The organism is Roseovarius sp. Pro17 (assembly GCF_035599575.1).
Classification (GTDB): Bacteria; Pseudomonadota; Alphaproteobacteria; order Rhodobacterales; family Rhodobacteraceae; genus Roseovarius.
In genome coordinates this window covers 1,512,763-1,529,980 of sequence record NZ_CP141179.1, presented here as the reverse complement: position 1 = coordinate 1,529,980, position 17,218 = coordinate 1,512,763, and the positions used below count along the sequence as shown (strand labels likewise).

At 62.4% G+C, this 17,218-nt stretch carries 16 protein-coding genes; 6 read left to right on the top strand and 10 right to left on the bottom strand.

Going from position 1 to position 17,218, the window contains the following annotated elements; all coding sequences use genetic code 11:
• Positions 1-25: 25 nt before the first annotated feature.
• Positions 26-679, bottom strand: a complete 654-nt coding sequence (locus U3654_RS07410; RefSeq protein ID WP_324754702.1) for a hypothetical protein — start codon at positions 677-679, stop codon at positions 26-28.
• A gap of 402 nt (positions 680-1,081) precedes the next feature.
• On the opposite strand from U3654_RS07410, the gene xth reads away from it, so the two are divergent.
• From xth to eno, 3 genes are all read left to right on the top strand, one after another.
• The gene (xth, locus tag U3654_RS07405) at positions 1,082-1,864 is read left to right on the top strand and encodes an exodeoxyribonuclease III (RefSeq protein ID WP_324754701.1); all 783 of its coding nucleotides are present in this window, start codon (positions 1,082-1,084) and stop codon (positions 1,862-1,864) included.
• Positions 1,865-1,887: 23 nt separating this feature from the next.
• A complete protein-coding gene (locus U3654_RS07400) occupies positions 1,888-2,784 on the top strand; it encodes a DMT family transporter (RefSeq protein ID WP_324754700.1) in 897 nt (298 codons plus the stop codon).
• A gap of 72 nt (positions 2,785-2,856) precedes the next feature.
• Positions 2,857-4,134, top strand: coding sequence for a phosphopyruvate hydratase (gene eno / locus U3654_RS07395; protein WP_324754698.1), 1,278 nt, complete (start codon positions 2,857-2,859; stop codon positions 4,132-4,134).
• Between the two features lie 120 nt (positions 4,135-4,254).
• Here eno and U3654_RS07390 read toward each other — a convergent pair whose 3' ends face one another.
• From U3654_RS07390 to zwf, 4 genes are all read right to left on the bottom strand, one after another.
• The gene (locus U3654_RS07390; RefSeq protein ID WP_324754696.1) at positions 4,255-4,530 is read right to left on the bottom strand and encodes a glycine zipper 2TM domain-containing protein; all 276 of its coding nucleotides are present in this window, start codon (positions 4,528-4,530) and stop codon (positions 4,255-4,257) included.
• 536 nt (positions 4,531-5,066) lie between these two features.
• Positions 5,067-6,668, bottom strand: a complete 1,602-nt coding sequence (gene pgi / locus U3654_RS07385; RefSeq protein WP_324754695.1) for a glucose-6-phosphate isomerase — start codon at positions 6,666-6,668, stop codon at positions 5,067-5,069.
• Between the two features lies 1 nt (position 6,669).
• Positions 6,670-7,341, bottom strand: coding sequence for a 6-phosphogluconolactonase (gene pgl, locus U3654_RS07380; protein WP_324754694.1), 672 nt, complete (start codon positions 7,339-7,341; stop codon positions 6,670-6,672).
• Entirely contained in the window at positions 7,338-8,795 is a 1,458-nt protein-coding gene (gene zwf / locus U3654_RS07375; protein ID WP_324754693.1) for a glucose-6-phosphate dehydrogenase, read from the bottom strand. The genes pgl and zwf overlap by 4 nt, the downstream gene beginning before the upstream one ends.
• A 133-nt stretch (positions 8,796-8,928) precedes the next feature.
• On the opposite strand from zwf, the gene U3654_RS07370 reads away from it, so the two are divergent.
• From U3654_RS07370 to U3654_RS07360, 3 genes are all read left to right on the top strand, one after another.
• Complete coding sequence (locus U3654_RS07370) at positions 8,929-9,885, top strand: radical SAM protein (RefSeq protein WP_324754692.1); 957 nt, start codon at positions 8,929-8,931, stop codon at positions 9,883-9,885.
• A gap of 190 nt (positions 9,886-10,075) precedes the next feature.
• Positions 10,076-10,288 (top strand): DeoR family transcriptional regulator, encoded by a 213-nt coding sequence (locus U3654_RS07365; protein ID WP_324754691.1) that lies wholly within the window; start codon positions 10,076-10,078, stop codon positions 10,286-10,288.
• 368 nt (positions 10,289-10,656) lie between these two features.
• A complete protein-coding gene (locus U3654_RS07360) occupies positions 10,657-11,343 on the top strand; it encodes a M48 family metallopeptidase (RefSeq protein WP_324754690.1) in 687 nt (228 codons plus the stop codon).
• Positions 11,344-11,352: 9 nt separating this feature from the next.
• Here the strand turns inward: U3654_RS07360 and U3654_RS07355 are convergent, their stop codons facing one another.
• The 5 genes from U3654_RS07355 to U3654_RS07335 form a co-directional block, all read right to left on the bottom strand.
• A complete protein-coding gene (locus U3654_RS07355) occupies positions 11,353-11,892 on the bottom strand; it encodes an RSP_2648 family PIN domain-containing protein (RefSeq protein WP_324754689.1) in 540 nt (179 codons plus the stop codon).
• Positions 11,889-13,097 carry an RSP_2647 family RNA methyltransferase gene (locus U3654_RS07350; protein ID WP_324754688.1) on the bottom strand — a complete coding sequence of 403 codons (1,209 nt, stop codon included), beginning with the start codon at positions 13,095-13,097 and terminating at the stop codon, positions 11,889-11,891. Before U3654_RS07350 ends, U3654_RS07355 begins: the two co-directional genes overlap by 4 nt.
• A gap of 37 nt (positions 13,098-13,134) precedes the next feature.
• Complete coding sequence (locus tag U3654_RS07345) at positions 13,135-13,779, bottom strand: DUF6778 family protein (RefSeq protein ID WP_324754687.1); 645 nt, start codon at positions 13,777-13,779, stop codon at positions 13,135-13,137.
• 183 nt (positions 13,780-13,962) lie between these two features.
• Complete coding sequence (locus U3654_RS07340) at positions 13,963-14,235, bottom strand: hypothetical protein (RefSeq protein WP_324754686.1); 273 nt, start codon at positions 14,233-14,235, stop codon at positions 13,963-13,965.
• Positions 14,232-17,066, bottom strand: coding sequence for a glutamine-synthetase adenylyltransferase (locus U3654_RS07335; RefSeq protein ID WP_324754685.1), 2,835 nt, complete (start codon positions 17,064-17,066; stop codon positions 14,232-14,234). The genes U3654_RS07340 and U3654_RS07335 overlap by 4 nt, the downstream gene beginning before the upstream one ends.
• Positions 17,067-17,218: the final 152 nt, after the last annotated feature.

The following is a 17,218-nucleotide window of genomic DNA, read 5'->3' as shown; positions in this document are numbered from 1 at the left end:
CCGAGGCCCCGTTCAAGCGCTGCGATTACATGCTCGAGGTGAACATTTCGACAGCGTCGCCTTCGCGCGCTTCGCCGATAGGCGTCATCGAGGAGGTGAATGCGCCCACTGCCTCGCCAACCGCGACAGGTGCCATCGACGACGTGAACATCTGAACGTTGTCACCCGCGGTCGCATCGGCAGTGATCGAAGGGCCCATCGAGGAGGTGAACATCTCGACGTTGTCGCCGGCAGATGCATCAGTACGGGCCGAGGGGCTCATTGAGGACGTGAACATTTCGACATTGTCACCGGCGCTGGCGTCAGTGTGGGCCGAAGGGGCCATCGAGGATGTGAACATCTGGACGTTGTCGCCGACAGAGGCATCGGCGCGGGCCGACGGGCTCATCGACGAGGTGAACATTTCAACATTGTCGCCTGCGGCCGCCTCGCTGCGCATCGAGGGCGCCATGGATGAGGTGAACATCTCGACGCTGTCACCAGCCGATGCATCGCTGCGCAGGGTCGGCGCCATCGACGACGTGAACATTTCGAGACCTTCGCCCAGGCCAGCATCGGCAGCAGCAACCGGTGCCATGGACGAGGTGAACATTTCTGTCGCGACGCCGTCATGCAGGTTGTGAGTGCGCGTGCTTTGAGCGGCGGCGAAGGTGAGTTCTGTTTTGCGTTGAGCTGTCATTTTCGTAATCCCCAGATTGATGTTGTTGACCCCCAGAGGCTTGCAGCTTGTGGCGAAACTGCCAAGGAAAATTTCAACCTAAAGGCGAGCAAGGGTTCAAAAACGAGGTCAAGAACGGGGTGTAAGGTGCACTGACTCTTGATGAATTTCGGAGGCCAAAAAAACTTATCCACAGGTGTTTTTGACGTGATTTTGCCCCTGTTTCTGTCTGAGAAACAGCCGTTTCATCCACAACTTTAACGTGTTTGCCAGTTTTTATGGATCGGAAGAGGCGACTCACCTCTGTCGGATTCGGGGGTGCGATTCGCGACAAGGCGCACCCTGCGACTTGCCCCTGCCGCAGAGCTGCGCGATAGAGGGGAGCTATACCCAATCCCGCCCCAACCTTGCGAGGACCGGCAGATGAAAGTTGCGACGTTCAACATCAACGGCATCAAGGCTCGGATAAACGCCCTGCCCGATTGGCTGGACGAGTCGGAGGCCGACGTCGTGCTGCTGCAAGAGATTAAATCGGTCGATGAGGCATTCCCGCGCGAAATTTTCGAGGATTGCGGCTATACCGTCGAAACACATGGGCAAAAGGGTTTTAACGGGGTTGCGATCCTGTCGAAACTGCCCCTTGAGGACGTCACGCGCGGCCTGCCCGGCGACGAAAGTGACGAACAGGCCCGCTGGATTGAGGCCACCGTGATCGGCGATCAGACGGCGCTGCGCGTCTGCGGCCTATACCTGCCCAATGGCAACCCGGTGCCGGGGCCGAAATACGATTACAAACTGTCGTGGATGGAGCGGATGCAAACCCGCGCCGCCGAGCTGCTGGCGCTGGAAGAGCCGTTCCTGATGGCGGGCGACTATAACGTGATCCCGCAAGACGAGGACGCCAAACGCCCCGAGGCATGGCAGGAGGACGCGTTGGCCCGCCCCGAAACGCGTGCGGCCTTTCGCCGTCTGCTAAACATGGGCTTTACCGAGGCGTTCCGCGCCCGGACCCAAGGGCCCGGTCACTACAGCTTCTGGGATTATCAGGCGGGGGCATGGAACAAGGACGATGGCATTCGCATCGATCATTTCCTGCTCAGCCCCGCCTGCGCTGATATGCTGGAGGACTGCCAGATCGACCGTGAAATCCGCGCGCGTGAAAAGCCGTCGGATCATGTGCCTGTCTGGGTGCGCCTGCGCGCCTGATCACCCCCGGAAAGGGCAAACTCATGGATAATCTACGCGGCAGCATTCTGATGCTGGTGGCAATGGCCGGTTTCGCCGCCGAGGATCTTTTCGTCAAACTGCTGTCGGAAAACATGCCTGTGGGGCAGATATTGATGATGCTGGGCACGGCGGGCTGTGTCACCTTTGCCATCGCCACGCGCGCCCAGGGCACGCGCCTCATCAGCCCCGTGCTGCTGACGCGCCCTGTTATACTGCGCAACGTGGGCGAAATCATCGCAGCCGTGACTTATATCACCGCGCTGGCGCTGGCGGACCTGTCGACCGTGTCGGCGATCCTTCAGGCGACGCCTCTAGCGGTGACGCTGGGGGCCGCGCTCTTTATGGGGGCGCAGGTTGGCTGGCGACGCTGGTCGGCGATCCTCGTCGGGCTGATCGGCGTGTTGATGATCGTGCGGCCCGGTTTGGACGCGTTCGACGTTTCATCCATCTTTGCCGTCATTTCGGTCGTCGGGCTTGCGATCCGCGATCTGGCGACGCGTGCGATCCCGACCAGTGTGTCATCCATGCAGCTGTCCTGTTACGCCTTTGGCACGATGGTGCCGACAGGTGCTGTGATGCTGATGTTCCACGGAGAGCCGTCGATGCCGGACCCGCTCGCGTGGGCATACCTTCTGGGTGCGATGGTGTTTGGCGTCATGGCCTATTATTTCATCGTCGGTGCCATGCGCATCGGCGAGGTCGCTGCCGTCACCCCGTTTCGATATGCGCGCCTGATCTTTGCGCTGATCCTCGGGATGAGCCTGCTGGGCGAGCGCCCCGATACATGGACGCTGATCGGCGCGGCGGTCATCATCGCCTCGGGCCTCTATACGCTGATCCGCGAGCAGCGGCTGGCGCGGCACGCCTTTCGACAAGCCAAGCCAAAGGGGCCGCTCTGAGCGAAGCAATTCCATTACCCGCGCCAATTTGATAACTGATCGCTAACGCATTTCACCAGACAGGGACGACACATGAGCAGCATCATAGACATCCACGCCCGCGAGATCCTCGACAGCCGGGGCAACCCGACCATCGAAGTCGACGTCACCCTTGAGGACGGCACCATGGGCCGCGCCGCCGTGCCCTCGGGCGCGTCCACCGGCGCCCATGAGGCGGTCGAGAGGCGCGATGGCGACAAGGGACGCTACATGGGCAAGGGCGTGCTGGACGCGGTTGATTCCGTGAATGGCGAGATACTGGATGCGCTGGAAGGGTTCGACGCGACCGAGCAAGTTGCGCTGGACATGGCGATGATCGAAATGGACGGCACCGACAACAAGTCGCGCCTCGGGGCGAACGCGATCCTTGGCGTCTCGCTCGCGACGGCCAAGGCGGCGGCGGATTACACCGGTCAGCCACTCTATCGCTATGTCGGCGGCACCTCGGCCCGCGTATTGCCCGTCCCGATGATGAACATCATCAACGGTGGCGAGCATGCGGACAATTCGATCGACATCCAGGAATTCATGATCATGCCCGTGGCTGCGGACAACATCCGCGAGGCCATCCGCATGGGTGCTGAAGTGTTCCATACGCTCAAGGGTGAGCTCTCGGCGGCTGGGCTATCCACCGGTATCGGCGACGAGGGCGGTTTCGCGCCCAATATCGCCAGCGCCCGCGAAGCACTGGATTTCATCCTGAAAAGCATCGAAAAAGCCGGCTACAAGCCCGGCGAGGATATCTACCTTGCCCTTGATTGCGCCGCGACCGAGTATTTCAAAGGCGGCAAATACGAGATGACCGGCGAGGGTAAATCGCTGACCTCAGCTGAAAACGCCGACTACCTCGCCGCGCTGGTCGCGGATTATCCCATCATCTCAATCGAGGATGGCATGTCCGAGGACGACTGGGACGGCTGGAAGGCGCTTACCGACAAGCTGGGCGATAAGGTGCAGCTGGTCGGCGACGATCTGTTCGTCACGAACCCCGAGCGTCTGGCGCAGGGCATCGCGCGCGGTTCCGCGAATTCGATGCTGGTCAAGGTCAACCAGATCGGCACGCTCACGGAAACGCTACGCGCCGTGGATATGGCGCACCGGGCCGGGTTTACGAACGTCATGTCGCACCGCTCGGGCGAGACGGAGGATGCGACCATCGCGGATCTCGCCGTCGCCACTAATTGCGGGCAGATCAAGACCGGCTCGCTGGCGCGTTCGGACCGGCTGGCCAAATATAACCAGCTGATCCGCATCGAGGAAATGTTGGGCGAGACGGCGGAATATGCTGGGCATAGTGTCTTGCGGGGGTAATCGGTCGCGCGTCTTTGTGAAGGCGCGCAACGTCGCTCGGCTGTCGTATCAGTCACGATATAACAAAAAAGGCGCTGCAGTGATGCCGCGCCTTTTTCGTTCATCCTGTAGCCATCTTACTTACGGGCAAGCCGCCTCGTAATAGGTGCCATCACCGCGCGAGTAGGCGCAAACCTTGCGGTTCTGGTTCTGCGCAACGACCGTACCGGCAGCCGCGCCGCCAAGGGCCGAGATCAACTGCCAGTCGCTGCCAGCGCCCAACGCTTTGGCCGTCAGCAGGCCAGCAGCCGCGCCGCCTGTCACACCTGCGACAGTGCGCTGGTTCGTGGTAAGGTTCTCGCAGGCGCCAAGGCCCAGCACCGCAGTGCATGCAATCGCGGATATCCACATCTTCATAAAGTAACTCCTTCGTGTGTCAGTCGGTTGCACCATTACGGTGCACATAAAGGTGCACACGCGACGGCTGTGAGCTGTAAACGCTATCGGCCCGCCTTAGTTCCACCCCGATAGTTATAAAATGCTGTTCAGGGCAAAAAACTGCCGACGTGCTGCAACTATCCGCCGGAAGGCTGCGTGTATTGGGCCAGACCCCGAACAGGCGGGCCGATTTGTAGGAGACATAGCACAGACTGAGATACTCCATGAAACCGTTTAGCACGCTCGCGCTGGCATCTATCCCGTCGTCACCGCCTCGATTGCATTCGGCGCAAACCCTGTGGTCGGCGGTGCCGACCTGTTTGCGGCCAAGACCATCGTCGACATCACGCTGAAATCTAAAGGGCCATCTATCGTCTTTGCCCCGACGATCGCCAATGTCGATCAATCGAACGGCGCGTTTCACGTCGTCGATATAGTTCTCGTGCCGAAATTAACCGACACGACACGAGACGTCGCAGACACGCCCCATAAGGCGTTAGCGGCGCGAGGACGGGTCACCCATTTGACGATTGTACAAAGTCTACTAGTTGCCGGGTCGATCCGTCCTCACCAGCCGCCGAAGTATCACCTGCCAGAACAGGTCGTAGCGCCGCCGCCAGTTCCTTGCCCAGTTCGACGCCCCATTGATCGAAAGAGTTGATGCCAAGGATCACCCCCTCGACGAAAACGCGATGCTCGTAGAGCGCGATGATCTGGCCCAGTCGGCGCGGCGTCAGCAAATCATAGATCAGCGTCGTCGAAGGCCGGTTCCCCGGAAAAACGCGATGGCGGGCCTGTCTCTCAAGCTCGGCCCCGGCAAAGCCTTTTTCCTTCATCAGCGCGCGCGCCGTCTCCAGATTGCGGCCCTGCATCAGCGCCTTGGACTGTGCGAGGCAGTTGGCGATCAGCAGCGTGTGGTGATGTGCTAGATCCGGCTCATGACCTTTCGTCGCCAGTAGAAATTCGCACGGCACGATCTGGCTGCCCTGATGGATCAGCTGATAGAAGGCGTGCTGCCCGTTGGTGCCCGGCTCGCCCCAGACGACGGGGCCGCTACCTTGGCTGAGGGCGCGTCCGTCCATCGCCACGCCCTTGCCGTTAGATTCCATTTCCAGCTGTTGCAGATAGGCGGGCAGCCGTCCCAGACGCTGGTCATAGGGCAGCACGGCGCGGGTCGGATAGCCACAGGCCTGATGATGCCAAAGGCCGACGAGTGCCAGCAGCAGCGGCATGTTTTCCTCGGGTGGTGCGGTGCGGAAATGCTGGTCCATCGCCTCGGCGCCGCGCAGGAAATCGGTGAAATCGTCGGTTCCGATGGCGATCATCAGCGACAGACCGATCGGCCCCCAAATCGAATAGCGTCCGCCGACCCAGTCCTCAAATCCAAAGACGCGGGATGCGTCGATACCGAACGCGGCTGCCCTCTCTTCATCCGACGACAGCGCGGCGAATTGATCGCCCGGATTGTCGATTGATGCCCCGATCCAATCGCGCGCAGTGGCGGCGTTGGTCATCGTTTCGGTCGTGGTGAATGTCTTGGACGCGACCAGCACCAGCGTGCGCGCAGGATCAAGGCCCGCCAACGTGTCAGCTATATCAGCACCATCCACGTTCGAGACGAAATGGCACCGCGGCCCGTCATGATAAGGCGACAGCGCGCGTGCCGCCATTTCAGGCCCCAGATGCGAGCCGCCGATACCGATATTCACGACGTCAGTGATCGTGCCGCCCGCCCCCTTGAACGCGCCGCTGCGCACTGCCCCGGCAAAGCTCTTCATCCGCGCCAGAGTGTCGCGAACGCCGGGCATGACATCCTCGCCATCCACCATCACCGGCTTGCCCGACAAGTCGCGCAGCGCCGTATGCAGCACGGCGCGGTCTTCGGTCTCGTTTATGGGCTGGCCGGTAAACATCGCCTCCCGGCGCGCCGCGACCCCGCGATCCTCTGCCAGTGCCAGCAAGGCGGCGCGGGCGTCCTCGGCTATCGACGTCTTGGAATAGTCCAGCAGCATTCCATCCCAGCGTACCGAAAAATTCGCTGCGCGCCCGGCGCCAAACAACGGCGCGATGCCACGTGCGCGAGCCTTTTCAGCCAGGGTTTTCAGATCGCGCCACATTTCAGGGGGCCCAATGCACGGTGGCATCGTCCAGAAGGGCGACAATCGGCGCGTGCGCCGCGTCCTGCCCGCGCGCCCGTTCCAGCGCGGCGCGTTTGGCCTCACCGGTGATGACGACGTGCAAATGCATGGCACCCCGCAGCACATGCGCGGCGAGCGTGATACGCGGCTCTGGCTCGCCCTCGATCCGCACGGGGACCAAAATCGGCGCGTCATGCGCCAGCGCCGCCTCAAGATTAGGCGCACGCGGAAACATCGAGGCGGTGTGCATGTCCTCGCCCATGCCCACCAGCGCAACGTCGATCGGCAGGCGTGGTGCGATCCCCTCGGACAATTGCGGTGCGGCCTCTTCGGGCGATGCGCCCTCGATATAAAGTGGCAGCAAGGTCGCCGACGCCGCCCGCTCGCAGATGAGGCGTTGCGCGATCATCCCCCCGTTTGAACGCAGATGCGCCTGCGGTCTCCACCGCTCGTCGCTGGGCAGGACGTCGACGCGGTCCCACTCCAGTCGCGCGCCGCAAAGCGTGTCAAAAACCGGCCCCGGCGTGCTGCCGCCCGGCACCACCAGCAAGGCGCGCTCGCGCTGACGCAAAGCCGCGTTCAGCTGGGTCGAGATGACATCGGCGAGGCCCATCGCCATGAATTCCGAATCTGGATATTCCTGCAGCTTCATGGTCGTATCTCCCGCCAGCTACGCCCGTCGCGATGCATCAAGGCCAGTGCGTCATCCGGTCCTGAACTGCCCGTGGCATAGCGCAGCGGCGCTGCGCCCGATGCCTCCCATGCGTCGATGATCGGGTCGGTCCATTCCCACGCCGCCTCGACTTCGTCCCCGCGCATGAAAAGGGTCTGATCGCCGCGGATCACATCCATGATAAGCCGCTCATAGGCGTCGGGAATGTCGGCGGCCTCCGGCCCCAATGCCTCGGAAAAGGTCATGTCGAGCGGTACGTCGACCAGCCGCATTCCGCCCGGCCCCGGCTCTTTGATGGTTACGCCCATCTCGATCCCCTCATTGGGTTGCAGGCGAATGGTCAGAATGTTGCGGTGGCGCCCCGCAGCAGCGCCAAAGATCGAGTGCGGCGCGTCCTTGAACACAATTGCAATCTCGCTGGCGCGCGCGCGCAACCGCTTGCCTGTGCGCAGATAAAAGGGCGTTCCGGCCCACCGCCAATTGCAGATTCGCGCCTTGATCGCGACAAAGCTCTCGGTCAACGTGTCGCAATTTTCCACCTCGTTGCGATAGCCCGGCAGGCGGTCTGTGCCCTCATACTGGCCGCGCACGACATCACCTGGCTCGACTGGAGACAGCGCGCGAATGACCTTTAGCTTTTCGTCGCGCACGGCGTGGGGGTCATATTTCGCCGGCGGCTCCATCGTGGTCAGGCACAGGAGTTGCATGATGTGGTTCTGCATCATGTCGCGCATCGCGCCGGATTTATCATAATACCCGCCGCGCGTGCCGACGCCGCCGGATTCGGCAACGGTGATCTGGATATGATCGACATATTGGCTATTCCAGAGCGGCTCGAACAATGTGTTGCCGAACCGGATTGCCATCAGGTTCTGCACGGTCTCCTTGCCCAGATAGTGATCAATCCGGTAGATCTGCGTCTCTTTGAAGTGCTTCGCCAGTTCGGCATTCAGCGCGCGGGCCGATGCCAGATCGCGCCCGAACGGCTTTTCCACCACAATGCGCGCCTCGGGCGTGGCCAGCCCATGCGCCTCGATCCGCGTTGCCAGATCGCCAAAGAGCGCGGGCCCGACCGAGAAGTAGAAGGCGCGGATACGCTCTGATCCGTCCAGCCGATCCTTGAGCGCGGCCCATCCGTCGTCGCCACGCGCGTCCAGTGTGACATAGCTCAGCTGGCTCAGAAATGTCTCTAGATGCTCGGCCGCGCAGACGGCGTCATCGTCGAACTCGTCGATGGCCGCGCGGGCAAAATCGCGGTAGGCCGCGTCATCCATATCGCCGCGCGCGGCGCCGATGATGCGCGCATCCCGATCCATCTGGCCTGCGCAATATCGCCGGAATAGCGCCGGCAGGATCTTGCGCCGGGCCAGATCGCCGGTACCGCCGAAAATCACCAGATCGAACGGCTGTGCGGGAATGACGCGCGATACCATGGATTTGCCTCCTCTTCGTCGCGCACCTTAGCACTCTGACGCGCGTTCACAACTGTGTCAGGCGCGTGCAGGCGGCTTTTCATACAGGCGTCACCGGGATAGGCACGGAAGGCAGAGCACCGGAAAGGATCCCATGAAAGACGCCCCCCATGCAGGCGCCGCCAATGCCGGCAAATTTTGTGATCCAGAACGCACCGCCAAGGGCGAGCCGCGCGCGCATGTCGCGCTAGGTCATGCCGAAACGCTGTGGTTCAACACCGGCACGCTATGCAACATTGAATGCGCCAATTGCTATATCCTCAGTTCGCCCACCAATGACGCGCTGGTCTACATCTCCGAGGCCGAGGTGGTCGATTATCTGGACCAGATTGAGGCGCGCGGCTGGCCAGTTCGCGAGATAGCCTTTACCGGCGGCGAGCCTTTCATGAACCCTCAGATGATCGGCATGACCCGCGCGGCACTGGCGCGGGGTTATGATGTGCTGATCCTGACGAACGCGATGCGCCCGATGATGCGCAAATCCATGCGCGCCGGGATCGACGAACTGAACGCCGCATATCCGGGCAAAATGACCTTTCGCATATCGGTAGATCACTGGTCCGAGGCGCTGCATGACCAAGAGCGCGGCAAAGGCGCCTTTGCCCGCACGATCGTTGGCATGGACTGGCTGCGCGATCACGGCGTACCCATGGCCGTTGCCGGACGCACCCTCTGGAGTGAAAGCGAGGCGGACGGGCGCGCGGGCTATGCGCACCTCTTTGCGCAGCGCGGCTACGACATCGACGCGCAGAACCCGGGCGCGACTGTGCTCTTTCCAGAAATGGATGAAGAGGTCGAGGTACCCGAAATTACGACCGCCTGCTGGGACATCCTGAACAAGTCCCCCGACGCAGTGATGTGCGCGTCCTCGCGTATGGTGGTCAAGCGCAAGGGCGCTGCCCGCCCCGCTGTGCTGGCCTGCACGCTCCTGCCCTACGCACCCGAATTCGAGCTGGGCGAAACGCTCGCCGAGGCCGAGCGTGACGTGGCCCTCAACCATCCCCATTGCGCAAAATTCTGCGTCTTGGGCGGGGCCAGCTGCTCGGCTTGAAGCGCGGCGCTCCGCGTCGAGTTTGTGCCGTTCAATTGCTCATCCTAGCCCCCTCTCGTTCGAAAGCCGCGGGGGCGTTCCGGCCAAATCTAGCGCTGCGCACGCATTTCCGTTCGTTGTCCAAGCGCATCACTGGCACCGAGGATGCCAAACCGCGCGCGCCCCTGAACAGTCCGCTGAGGTCTAGCGCATGGTCCATTTGAACAGTCACCTGCGGGACCACATCCTGCACAACTTCAACACACGTGGGCGGATATCGGACACGGCTATCGTCACCGAAGTGAACGTCTCTGATGAAACCGTCCACTGCAATCTGAAGAACTTCGAGACTGAGGGGGCTTTGCGCCGCGCCCATGGCGCAGTGATCCAAGACGTGCAGCGGACCGATTTCCAGTTAGCGTGAAATAACGAAGGCTTATGAGATTGGTATTTTGGTGGCCGAAGTTTTTACCGATCCCGGCACATCGCTGGAAATGATCGAGAGGTCTTATGGTCATGTGCGGGCCAGAACAACGGCGCGCGTGACGGATGCAGATGCAAGGTGGGGGGTCATGGGCGGCGCAGCAGCGGCATCTCTCAAATTGGGATTCCGAATCTCAGCAATATGGCCTGTGGAAATACGGCCGGGCGTGGGTGATGTACGACGATCCCAGATGGGACGACTGACCGCGCCCGATCCAAGCTGGAAACACCGCATAATAACGTCACCGTGTATCGTCCTGTCGCCTATCCCTGCTTGCCCCGGTGGCGCGCGGGCCCCATATTCAAAAGATGTTAAAGTTCACCCCTATCCTGCTGGCATTGATCTACGCCTACGTCATGTTCCGTTTTTCGGTCTGGCGCACGTCGCGCGATCTGACGGGCAATTCCAGTGAACTGGCCGACCCGAAACTCAAAGCGCTGACCGACCGGCTGGCCGCCGCGCTCGATCTTGCGCGCATTCGCGTCCATATCTACGAGATTGATCCGGTCAACGGCCTTGCCGCGCCGGATGGGCGCATTTTCATCACACGGGGGTTTTATGCAAAATTCCAATCCGGTGATGTGTCGGGCGAAGAGCTGACATCGGTTATCGCACATGAGCTGGGGCATGTAGCCTTGGGACATTCGCGACGGCGGATGATCGATTTCTCTGGCCAGAATGCGCTGCGCACCGCCCTCGCCATGGTGCTGTCGCGGTTCCTGCCGGGTATCGGCATCATGATCGCGGGCGCGCTGACATCCCTTCTGGCCGCGCGGCTGTCGCGGGGCGACGAATACGAGGCCGACGAATACGCCGCCGCGCTGCTGGTCAAGGCCGGGATCGGGACCGCACCGCAGAAGTCGCTGTTTCGCAAGCTGGAGGCGCTGACGAAATCCAATTCCGGCGCAGCGCCTGCTTGGATGATGAGCCACCCCAAAACGCACGAGCGTATCGCCGCAATCGAAAAGCTGGAGGCGCGTTGGGGGCAGGCCTGAGGTGGTTGCCTATCCCAGCGCCTTGGCGAGGCGCGGCAGGCGCGCTTTTTTCAGCAGGGCGCGCATCGTCCAGTCCGCGCCGCTAAGGCGCTGCGCCTCGGCCAGAATGTTTGCGCCAACTTGGGCTATCATGTCAGGTTGCGCCTGCCAGATGCCGTGTAACAACGCATCCGGATCGCTGCGCGACAACCCTTCTTCGGCCAGGATCTGGCGTGGAAAATCCTTGGCGTTGAGGGTGACGATGACGTCGGCTGACCCCGCAATGGCAGCGGCCAGAACATGGGTGTCAGCAGGATCGGGCAGCCACAACCGCGCCTCGAGCGAGGGTGGCCATGTCACCTCGGCGCCCGGCCAACCGACCGCTAGCAGCGCCGCCTCTGCCCCTGCCTGTGCTACACCTTCGGGACCTAGCTTGACCGCCGCGCGCTGCCATTCTTCGATGATGCGCGCCGACCAGAGCGGCGTGAAGGCCCCTGCCCGTGCTGCGCCCAGCAGCATCTGGCGCATGACCGTGGGATAGATCACGCAGGTATCCAGCAGTGCCTTCACAGCCGAAAGAAGAGCGCCTTGAGATATCCCGATTCCGCCAGTTGCGGATGCATTGGATGATCAGGCCCCGCGCCGCCGGTATGGATCAGTTGGGCCGCGCGGCCCGTTTCATGCAGGCCCCGTCCGATGCCCCGCAAGCAGGCGCGGCGGAACGCCTCCATGTCGGCCGCGTGGCTGCATGAACAGAGGACCAGAAATCCACCCTCGCGCACCAACGGCGCAGCGAGGCGTGCGGTACGCTCATAAGCGCGCAGACCGGCCTCCAGCGCCTTTTTCGACGGGGCAAAGGCGGGCGGGTCGCAAACGACCATATCGAACGTCGCACCTTCCTGCCCCAGCGCTGTCAGCACATCAAAGGCATCGCCCTTGCGCGTCTCTAGGCGGTCCGAAACACCCATCGCCTCGGCCCCGGCGAGCGCGAGGGACAGCGCAGGCTCGGACCCGTCCACCGCCAGCGCCGAGGTTGCGCCCTGCGCCAGCGCAGCCAGCGAAAAGCCCCCGACATGGCTGAACACGTCCAGCACGCGCGCGCCTTTGGCGAGACGCGCGGCAAATGCGTGATTGGGCCTTTGATCGTAGAAAATCCCGGTCTTCTGCCCGCCGGTCAGATCCGCCAGATAGGTTGCGCCATTCATCGGCACGGGCACGGGCGCGTCTGGCGCGGCACCGATTAACACGGCGCTGATGTCGTCCATGCCCTCATGGCTGCGCGCACGTCCGCTGGAATTTTTCAACACGTTGACTGCGCCCGTCACATCGACCAGCGCGGCGGCCAGATCGTCCAGCATCACGTCGGCCCATGCTGTATTTGGCTGGATGACGCAGGTATCGCCGAAACGGTCGATAACGACGCCCGGCATGCCATCTGCCTCGGCGTGGATCAGGCGGTAATAGGGCGCATCAAACAGCACCTCGCGCAGCGCAAGCGCGCGCCGCAAGCGCACGGTCAGCCAAGCTCGGTCGATGGTGGTCGACGTATCCAGATCCAGCACACGTGCCGTGATGCGCGAGGCAGGATTGACTGCGACCAGCGCCAAAGGCGCGCGGTTTGCATCCTCTAGCATGGCGATTGAACCGGGCGCGATTGCCTTTGTGCGGCGGTCCATGACCAGTTCGTTGTCATATAACCAAGGCACACCGCGCCGCACACCCGTAGGCGAGGTTTTTGGCATCAGGCGAATAACGGGCAAAGGGGATGGCGTCATGCCGTCCCCTTAGAGGAATTCCAGCGCTGCGAAAAGCTCAAAGCGTGTTGAGCATCCCGATCAGGCCTAGCCCTTCGGAGTGAAAGCTGCCGGGCTCTGTTAGCTCGGCGCGGATCACCTGTGCCAGATGGCCGGTGATGCGAACCCTTTGGGTCTGGCCGCGCTGATCAGCGGCGATTGCCTGACTGCCGCCATAGGCCTTGAGGTCGGCCTTGATCTCGCGCGGTTGGGTCATCGCCTGACCGGTGGCAGGATCGCGCAGCGTGATGACAAAGGTCAGCGCGTGAACGCCGCCTACGGTATAGCGCGTCTTTTCGGTCAGCGCGTGAAATCGCTTGACCTCGACGTCAAGCACAGTGGGCACTCCGCTATCCATGCCCGCGGTGCCGCGCGCCATCGCCTCCTCAAAGATTGCGGTCACTTGCTGATAGCGATCGCCTATCGGCTCGCCGCGCCAGACAATATCACCGCCAGGGTAGTAGCGGTTTTTCTCGGACACTTTAAGCGTACGCGGCACGTTCACACGGATCGCCTGAATATCGAGGGCCACCGGCGCAGCGCGCTGAGACGCATCCGCCGTCGTGGCGCTCGACGCGGTTTGGTTCTGGGTGCCGGCGCAGGCTGACACGCCAAGGACGAAGGCCAGTGCGGCGATAATGCGGATCGTTGCTTGGTGTATCATTTCTTTTCTCCTGCGGCCTTCGGCCTGATCTCGTTGGGCAAACTCGCCCCGGCTTTGAGCATGGGCATCGCGCTAGAATAAGGCCCAGTAGCAACAAAATCCTTAAAATTACGTTATTGTTGCGCGGCCAAGCACAGTTTTGCGCCCTCCATTGCTATATGCAATGGCTATATCAGCATCGGGTCAGTCTCGGGGGCGGGTTTTCCAGCCGCCCCGCCTACGCGGGTGCGCGGCGGCCTCCTGCCCCTGCAACAGCACGACGGTCATGGGATGATCTGGATTTTCGGCCTGATAGATACCAAGGAAATGCGCGATGGCGGCTTGCGTGTCCTGCCCATCAGGCAGTGACAACGCCCAGTCCAGAAAGATCGAGCGGCACTCATCAGGGATGATGCCGTCGATGCGGTAGGCCTCATAGATGAGGCCTTTTTTGTCCAGAGGATCGCTTGTCTTCATTTCGTGCCCTCCTGCCCCTCATCCGTGCCAGCCTGCGCCAGCGCTGCATCAATGACGGTTGCGGCACCCTGTGCGCGCGTCTCCAACGCTGCGATAAGATCGGAGATATCCGCGCAACCGGTTTCGCGCAAGACGAAGGCGCGCGCGCCGGACCCCAGCGCATCTGCATCCAGCGCAGCGTCGCCTAAGAGGCGCGCGGCCATCTGCACGTCTCGGCAGAGCGACGCTGCGCGCGATAAAGTCTGCGCGCCGTCCGCGTCCCACCATTCCAGCGCAGTTCCGGCGCTTAGCCCTGCCTGCGTGCCGGGTTTTGCGCGACCGGCGACCAGCGTGGCGGCCTGCGCGATCAACTGAACATCCTGAAGCCGGCCCGGCCCCAGCTTGGCATCCAGCGGGCCATCGCGCGTCTTGGCCGCCGCGATGCGCGCGCGCATGTTTGCGACCTCGTCCGCGATGCGCGCGCCGGTACCGTCGCGCGCCGCAACCTCGGCGATCAAATCGGTGCGAAAGGCCTCGATCTCGGCCCCAAGCGCGGCGTCGCCAGCAATAGCGCGCGCGCGGGTCAGGGCCAAATGCTCCCACCCCCAAGCGCGACTTTGTTGATAGTCCTGAAAGGCGCTCAGCGACGTGGCCACAGGCCCTTGGTTGCCCGACGGGCGCAGGCGCATGTCTACTTCATAGAGCCGCCCGCCCGTCATCTGCGCAGTGAGGCCCGAGATCATGGCCTGCGTCAGCCGCGCGTAATATGCCCCGACGGCAAGGGGCCTGCGCCCCTCCGACGCCTCTACCCCGTCTGCGTCATAGATCACGATCAGATCCAGATCCGACGCGGCGTTAAGCGCGCGCGCGCCCAGCGATCCCATGCCCAAGACCGCCGCGCCGCGCCCCGGCGGCGGCCCGTGCTTGGCCGAGAATTGCTGCACGACCTCGGGCCAGAGTGCGCTCAGCACCGCCTCGGCCAGATCGGCGTAGTGGCGCGCAGACGTGGCGGCATCCACCAGCCCGCGCAGGTGATGCACGCCGATGCGAAAATGCCATTCACGCCGCCAGTTGCGCAGCTCAATCAGCCGCGCTTCGTAGTCGCCCTCACCCGCGAGGCGCGCGGCCAAATCAGCACTGAGCGCCCTCAGCCCCGGCCATGGGGCAAAGAAATCGCCCGCGATCACCGCATCGAACACCGCCGCGTTGCGCGACAGATAGCGCGCCAGCGCGGGGGCTGTTCCGACGATATCGACCAGCAGTTCAACCAGCTGCGGATTGCTCTCGAAAAGGGAAAAGACCTGCACGCCGGCAGGCAATCCGGCGAGGAATCCGTCGAACGCCAACAGCGCCTCTTCGGGATGCGACGTGCGCGACAGCCGAGCCAGAATATCGGGACGAAGGCGGCGGAATATCTGCCCCGCCCGGTCAGAGCGCAGCGCTGGATAGCCCGGCCAGCGCGCGATCACCTTGGCGTCCAGCCATGTGCCCTGCTCAGCTTCGGTCGGTGTATCCTCGCCCTCGTCGGGTTTAAAAAACCGCTCGATCACGCCGTCGACGGTGGTGAGACGCGATAGCAGCTCATCCTTCAGATCGCCCGTTTCGCGATCCATAAAGGCGGCGAGGCGCTGGAACTCGTCCTCGCTGGTGGGCAGATCATGGGTTTGCTGGTCGCGCAGCATTTGCAACCGATGCTCGACCTCACGGTGAAAGCGGTAATGCCCGCTCAGATCCTCTGCCACATCTGCCGGGATCCAATCCTTGTCCGCCAACCCCGCCAGTCCGTCCAGCGTGCCGCGCATCCGTAAACTGGGATCACGCCCGCCGACGATCAACTGGCGGGTCTGGGTAAAGAATTCGATCTCGCGGATGCCACCGCGCCCCAGCTTCATATTGTGGCCCATCAGGTCCAGCGGGCCACCCAGATCGGCACCAAGACCCTTGTGCGCGCGAATGCGCAACCGCATGTTGTGCGCGTCCTCAATGGCCGCGAAATCAAGGTGACGCCGCCACACGAATGGCGACAGCGTTTTCAGAAACCGCTCGCCCGCCTCCAGATCGCCCGCGCAGGGACGCGCCTTGATATAGGCCGCACGTTCCCACGTGCGCCCGAGGCTCTCGTAATAGGCTTCGGCGGCGGCCATCGACATGCAGACGGGGGTGACGCCGGGATCGGGGCGCAGGCGTAGATCGGTTCGAAAAACATAGCCCTCGGCGGTATTTTCGCCCAATATTGCGGCCATACGCCGGGTTGCGCGCACAAACGAGGCGCGCGCATCATGCTGCTGGTCCCGTTCAAAGCGGGTCTCGTCATAGAGGCAGATCAGGTCGATATCCGAGCTGTAATTCAGTTCGCCCGCGCCCATCTTGCCCATGGCCAGCACAGTCATGCCAGCGCAGGTCAGGATATCCTCTTCGCTCATGCCGGGCAGCTTGCCGCGTTTGATCTCATGGCCGACGGTGTGGCGCAACGCCAGATTGCAGGCGAGACCGGCCAGATCAGTGAGGGCCTGCGTAACCGTCTCAAGCGGCCAGACGCCCGCCAGATCGGCGAGGCCGGTCAGCAGAGCCGCGCGCCTCTTGGCTTGGCGCAGCGGGCCGGATGGGTCACCCTCGACGCCGCTAAGCGATTTTAGCAACGCATCCAGCGCCCTTTCAGGCGCGTCAAGGGCGTCCGGCAACCAATCTGCCTCGGATTGCAAGAGCTGGCGCAGGTAGGGGCTGCATCCTGCTGCGCCGCCGATGACGTCCGCCAAATCGCCTGATTGCGTCGGATATCGCGCGCGAACCTCATCGGCGTGATCGCTGTGATAGGGGCGCGGAATACGGCTGATGCGATGGGCGAAATCCATCCCCACAGTGATACCTATGGGACAACGGCGGTCAATGGCGCGCGAACGTTGGCCAACGAATCAATGTAAATTTAGTTTACATTACCTCTTGCATCCGCGCCGTGCCATTCCAATCTATTCAATGTGAAGCCAATTCACATGACCGCACGCAA

What these genes read in the sequence shown, in the direction of transcription:
- U3654_RS07370 (WP_324754692.1), top strand. Translation starts at nt 8,929, where the DNA reads ATGAAAGACGCCCCCCATGCAGGCGCCGCCAATGCCGGCAAATTTTGT.
- U3654_RS07345 (WP_324754687.1), bottom strand. Translation starts at nt 13,779, where the DNA reads ATGATACACCAAGCAACGATCCGCATTATCGCCGCACTGGCCTTCGTC.
- pgl (WP_324754694.1), bottom strand. Translation starts at nt 7,341, where the DNA reads ATGAAGCTGCAGGAATATCCAGATTCGGAATTCATGGCGATGGGCCTC.
- U3654_RS07350 (WP_324754688.1), bottom strand. Translation starts at nt 13,097, where the DNA reads ATGACGCCATCCCCTTTGCCCGTTATTCGCCTGATGCCAAAAACCTCG.
- U3654_RS07340 (WP_324754686.1), bottom strand. Translation starts at nt 14,235, where the DNA reads ATGAAGACAAGCGATCCTCTGGACAAAAAAGGCCTCATCTATGAGGCC.
- pgi (WP_324754695.1), bottom strand. Translation starts at nt 6,668, where the DNA reads ATGTGGCGCGATCTGAAAACCCTGGCTGAAAAGGCTCGCGCACGTGGC.
- U3654_RS07400 (WP_324754700.1), top strand. Translation starts at nt 1,888, where the DNA reads ATGGATAATCTACGCGGCAGCATTCTGATGCTGGTGGCAATGGCCGGT.
- U3654_RS07335 (WP_324754685.1), bottom strand. Translation starts at nt 17,066, where the DNA reads ATGGATTTCGCCCATCGCATCAGCCGTATTCCGCGCCCCTATCACAGC.
- U3654_RS07390 (WP_324754696.1), bottom strand. Translation starts at nt 4,530, where the DNA reads ATGAAGATGTGGATATCCGCGATTGCATGCACTGCGGTGCTGGGCCTT.
- U3654_RS07360 (WP_324754690.1), top strand. Translation starts at nt 10,657, where the DNA reads ATGTTAAAGTTCACCCCTATCCTGCTGGCATTGATCTACGCCTACGTC.
- U3654_RS07365 (WP_324754691.1), top strand. Translation starts at nt 10,076, where the DNA reads ATGGTCCATTTGAACAGTCACCTGCGGGACCACATCCTGCACAACTTC.
- U3654_RS07410 (WP_324754702.1), bottom strand. Translation starts at nt 679, where the DNA reads ATGACAGCTCAACGCAAAACAGAACTCACCTTCGCCGCCGCTCAAAGC.
- zwf (WP_324754693.1), bottom strand. Translation starts at nt 8,795, where the DNA reads ATGGTATCGCGCGTCATTCCCGCACAGCCGTTCGATCTGGTGATTTTC.
- xth (WP_324754701.1), top strand. Translation starts at nt 1,082, where the DNA reads ATGAAAGTTGCGACGTTCAACATCAACGGCATCAAGGCTCGGATAAAC.
- eno (WP_324754698.1), top strand. Translation starts at nt 2,857, where the DNA reads ATGAGCAGCATCATAGACATCCACGCCCGCGAGATCCTCGACAGCCGG.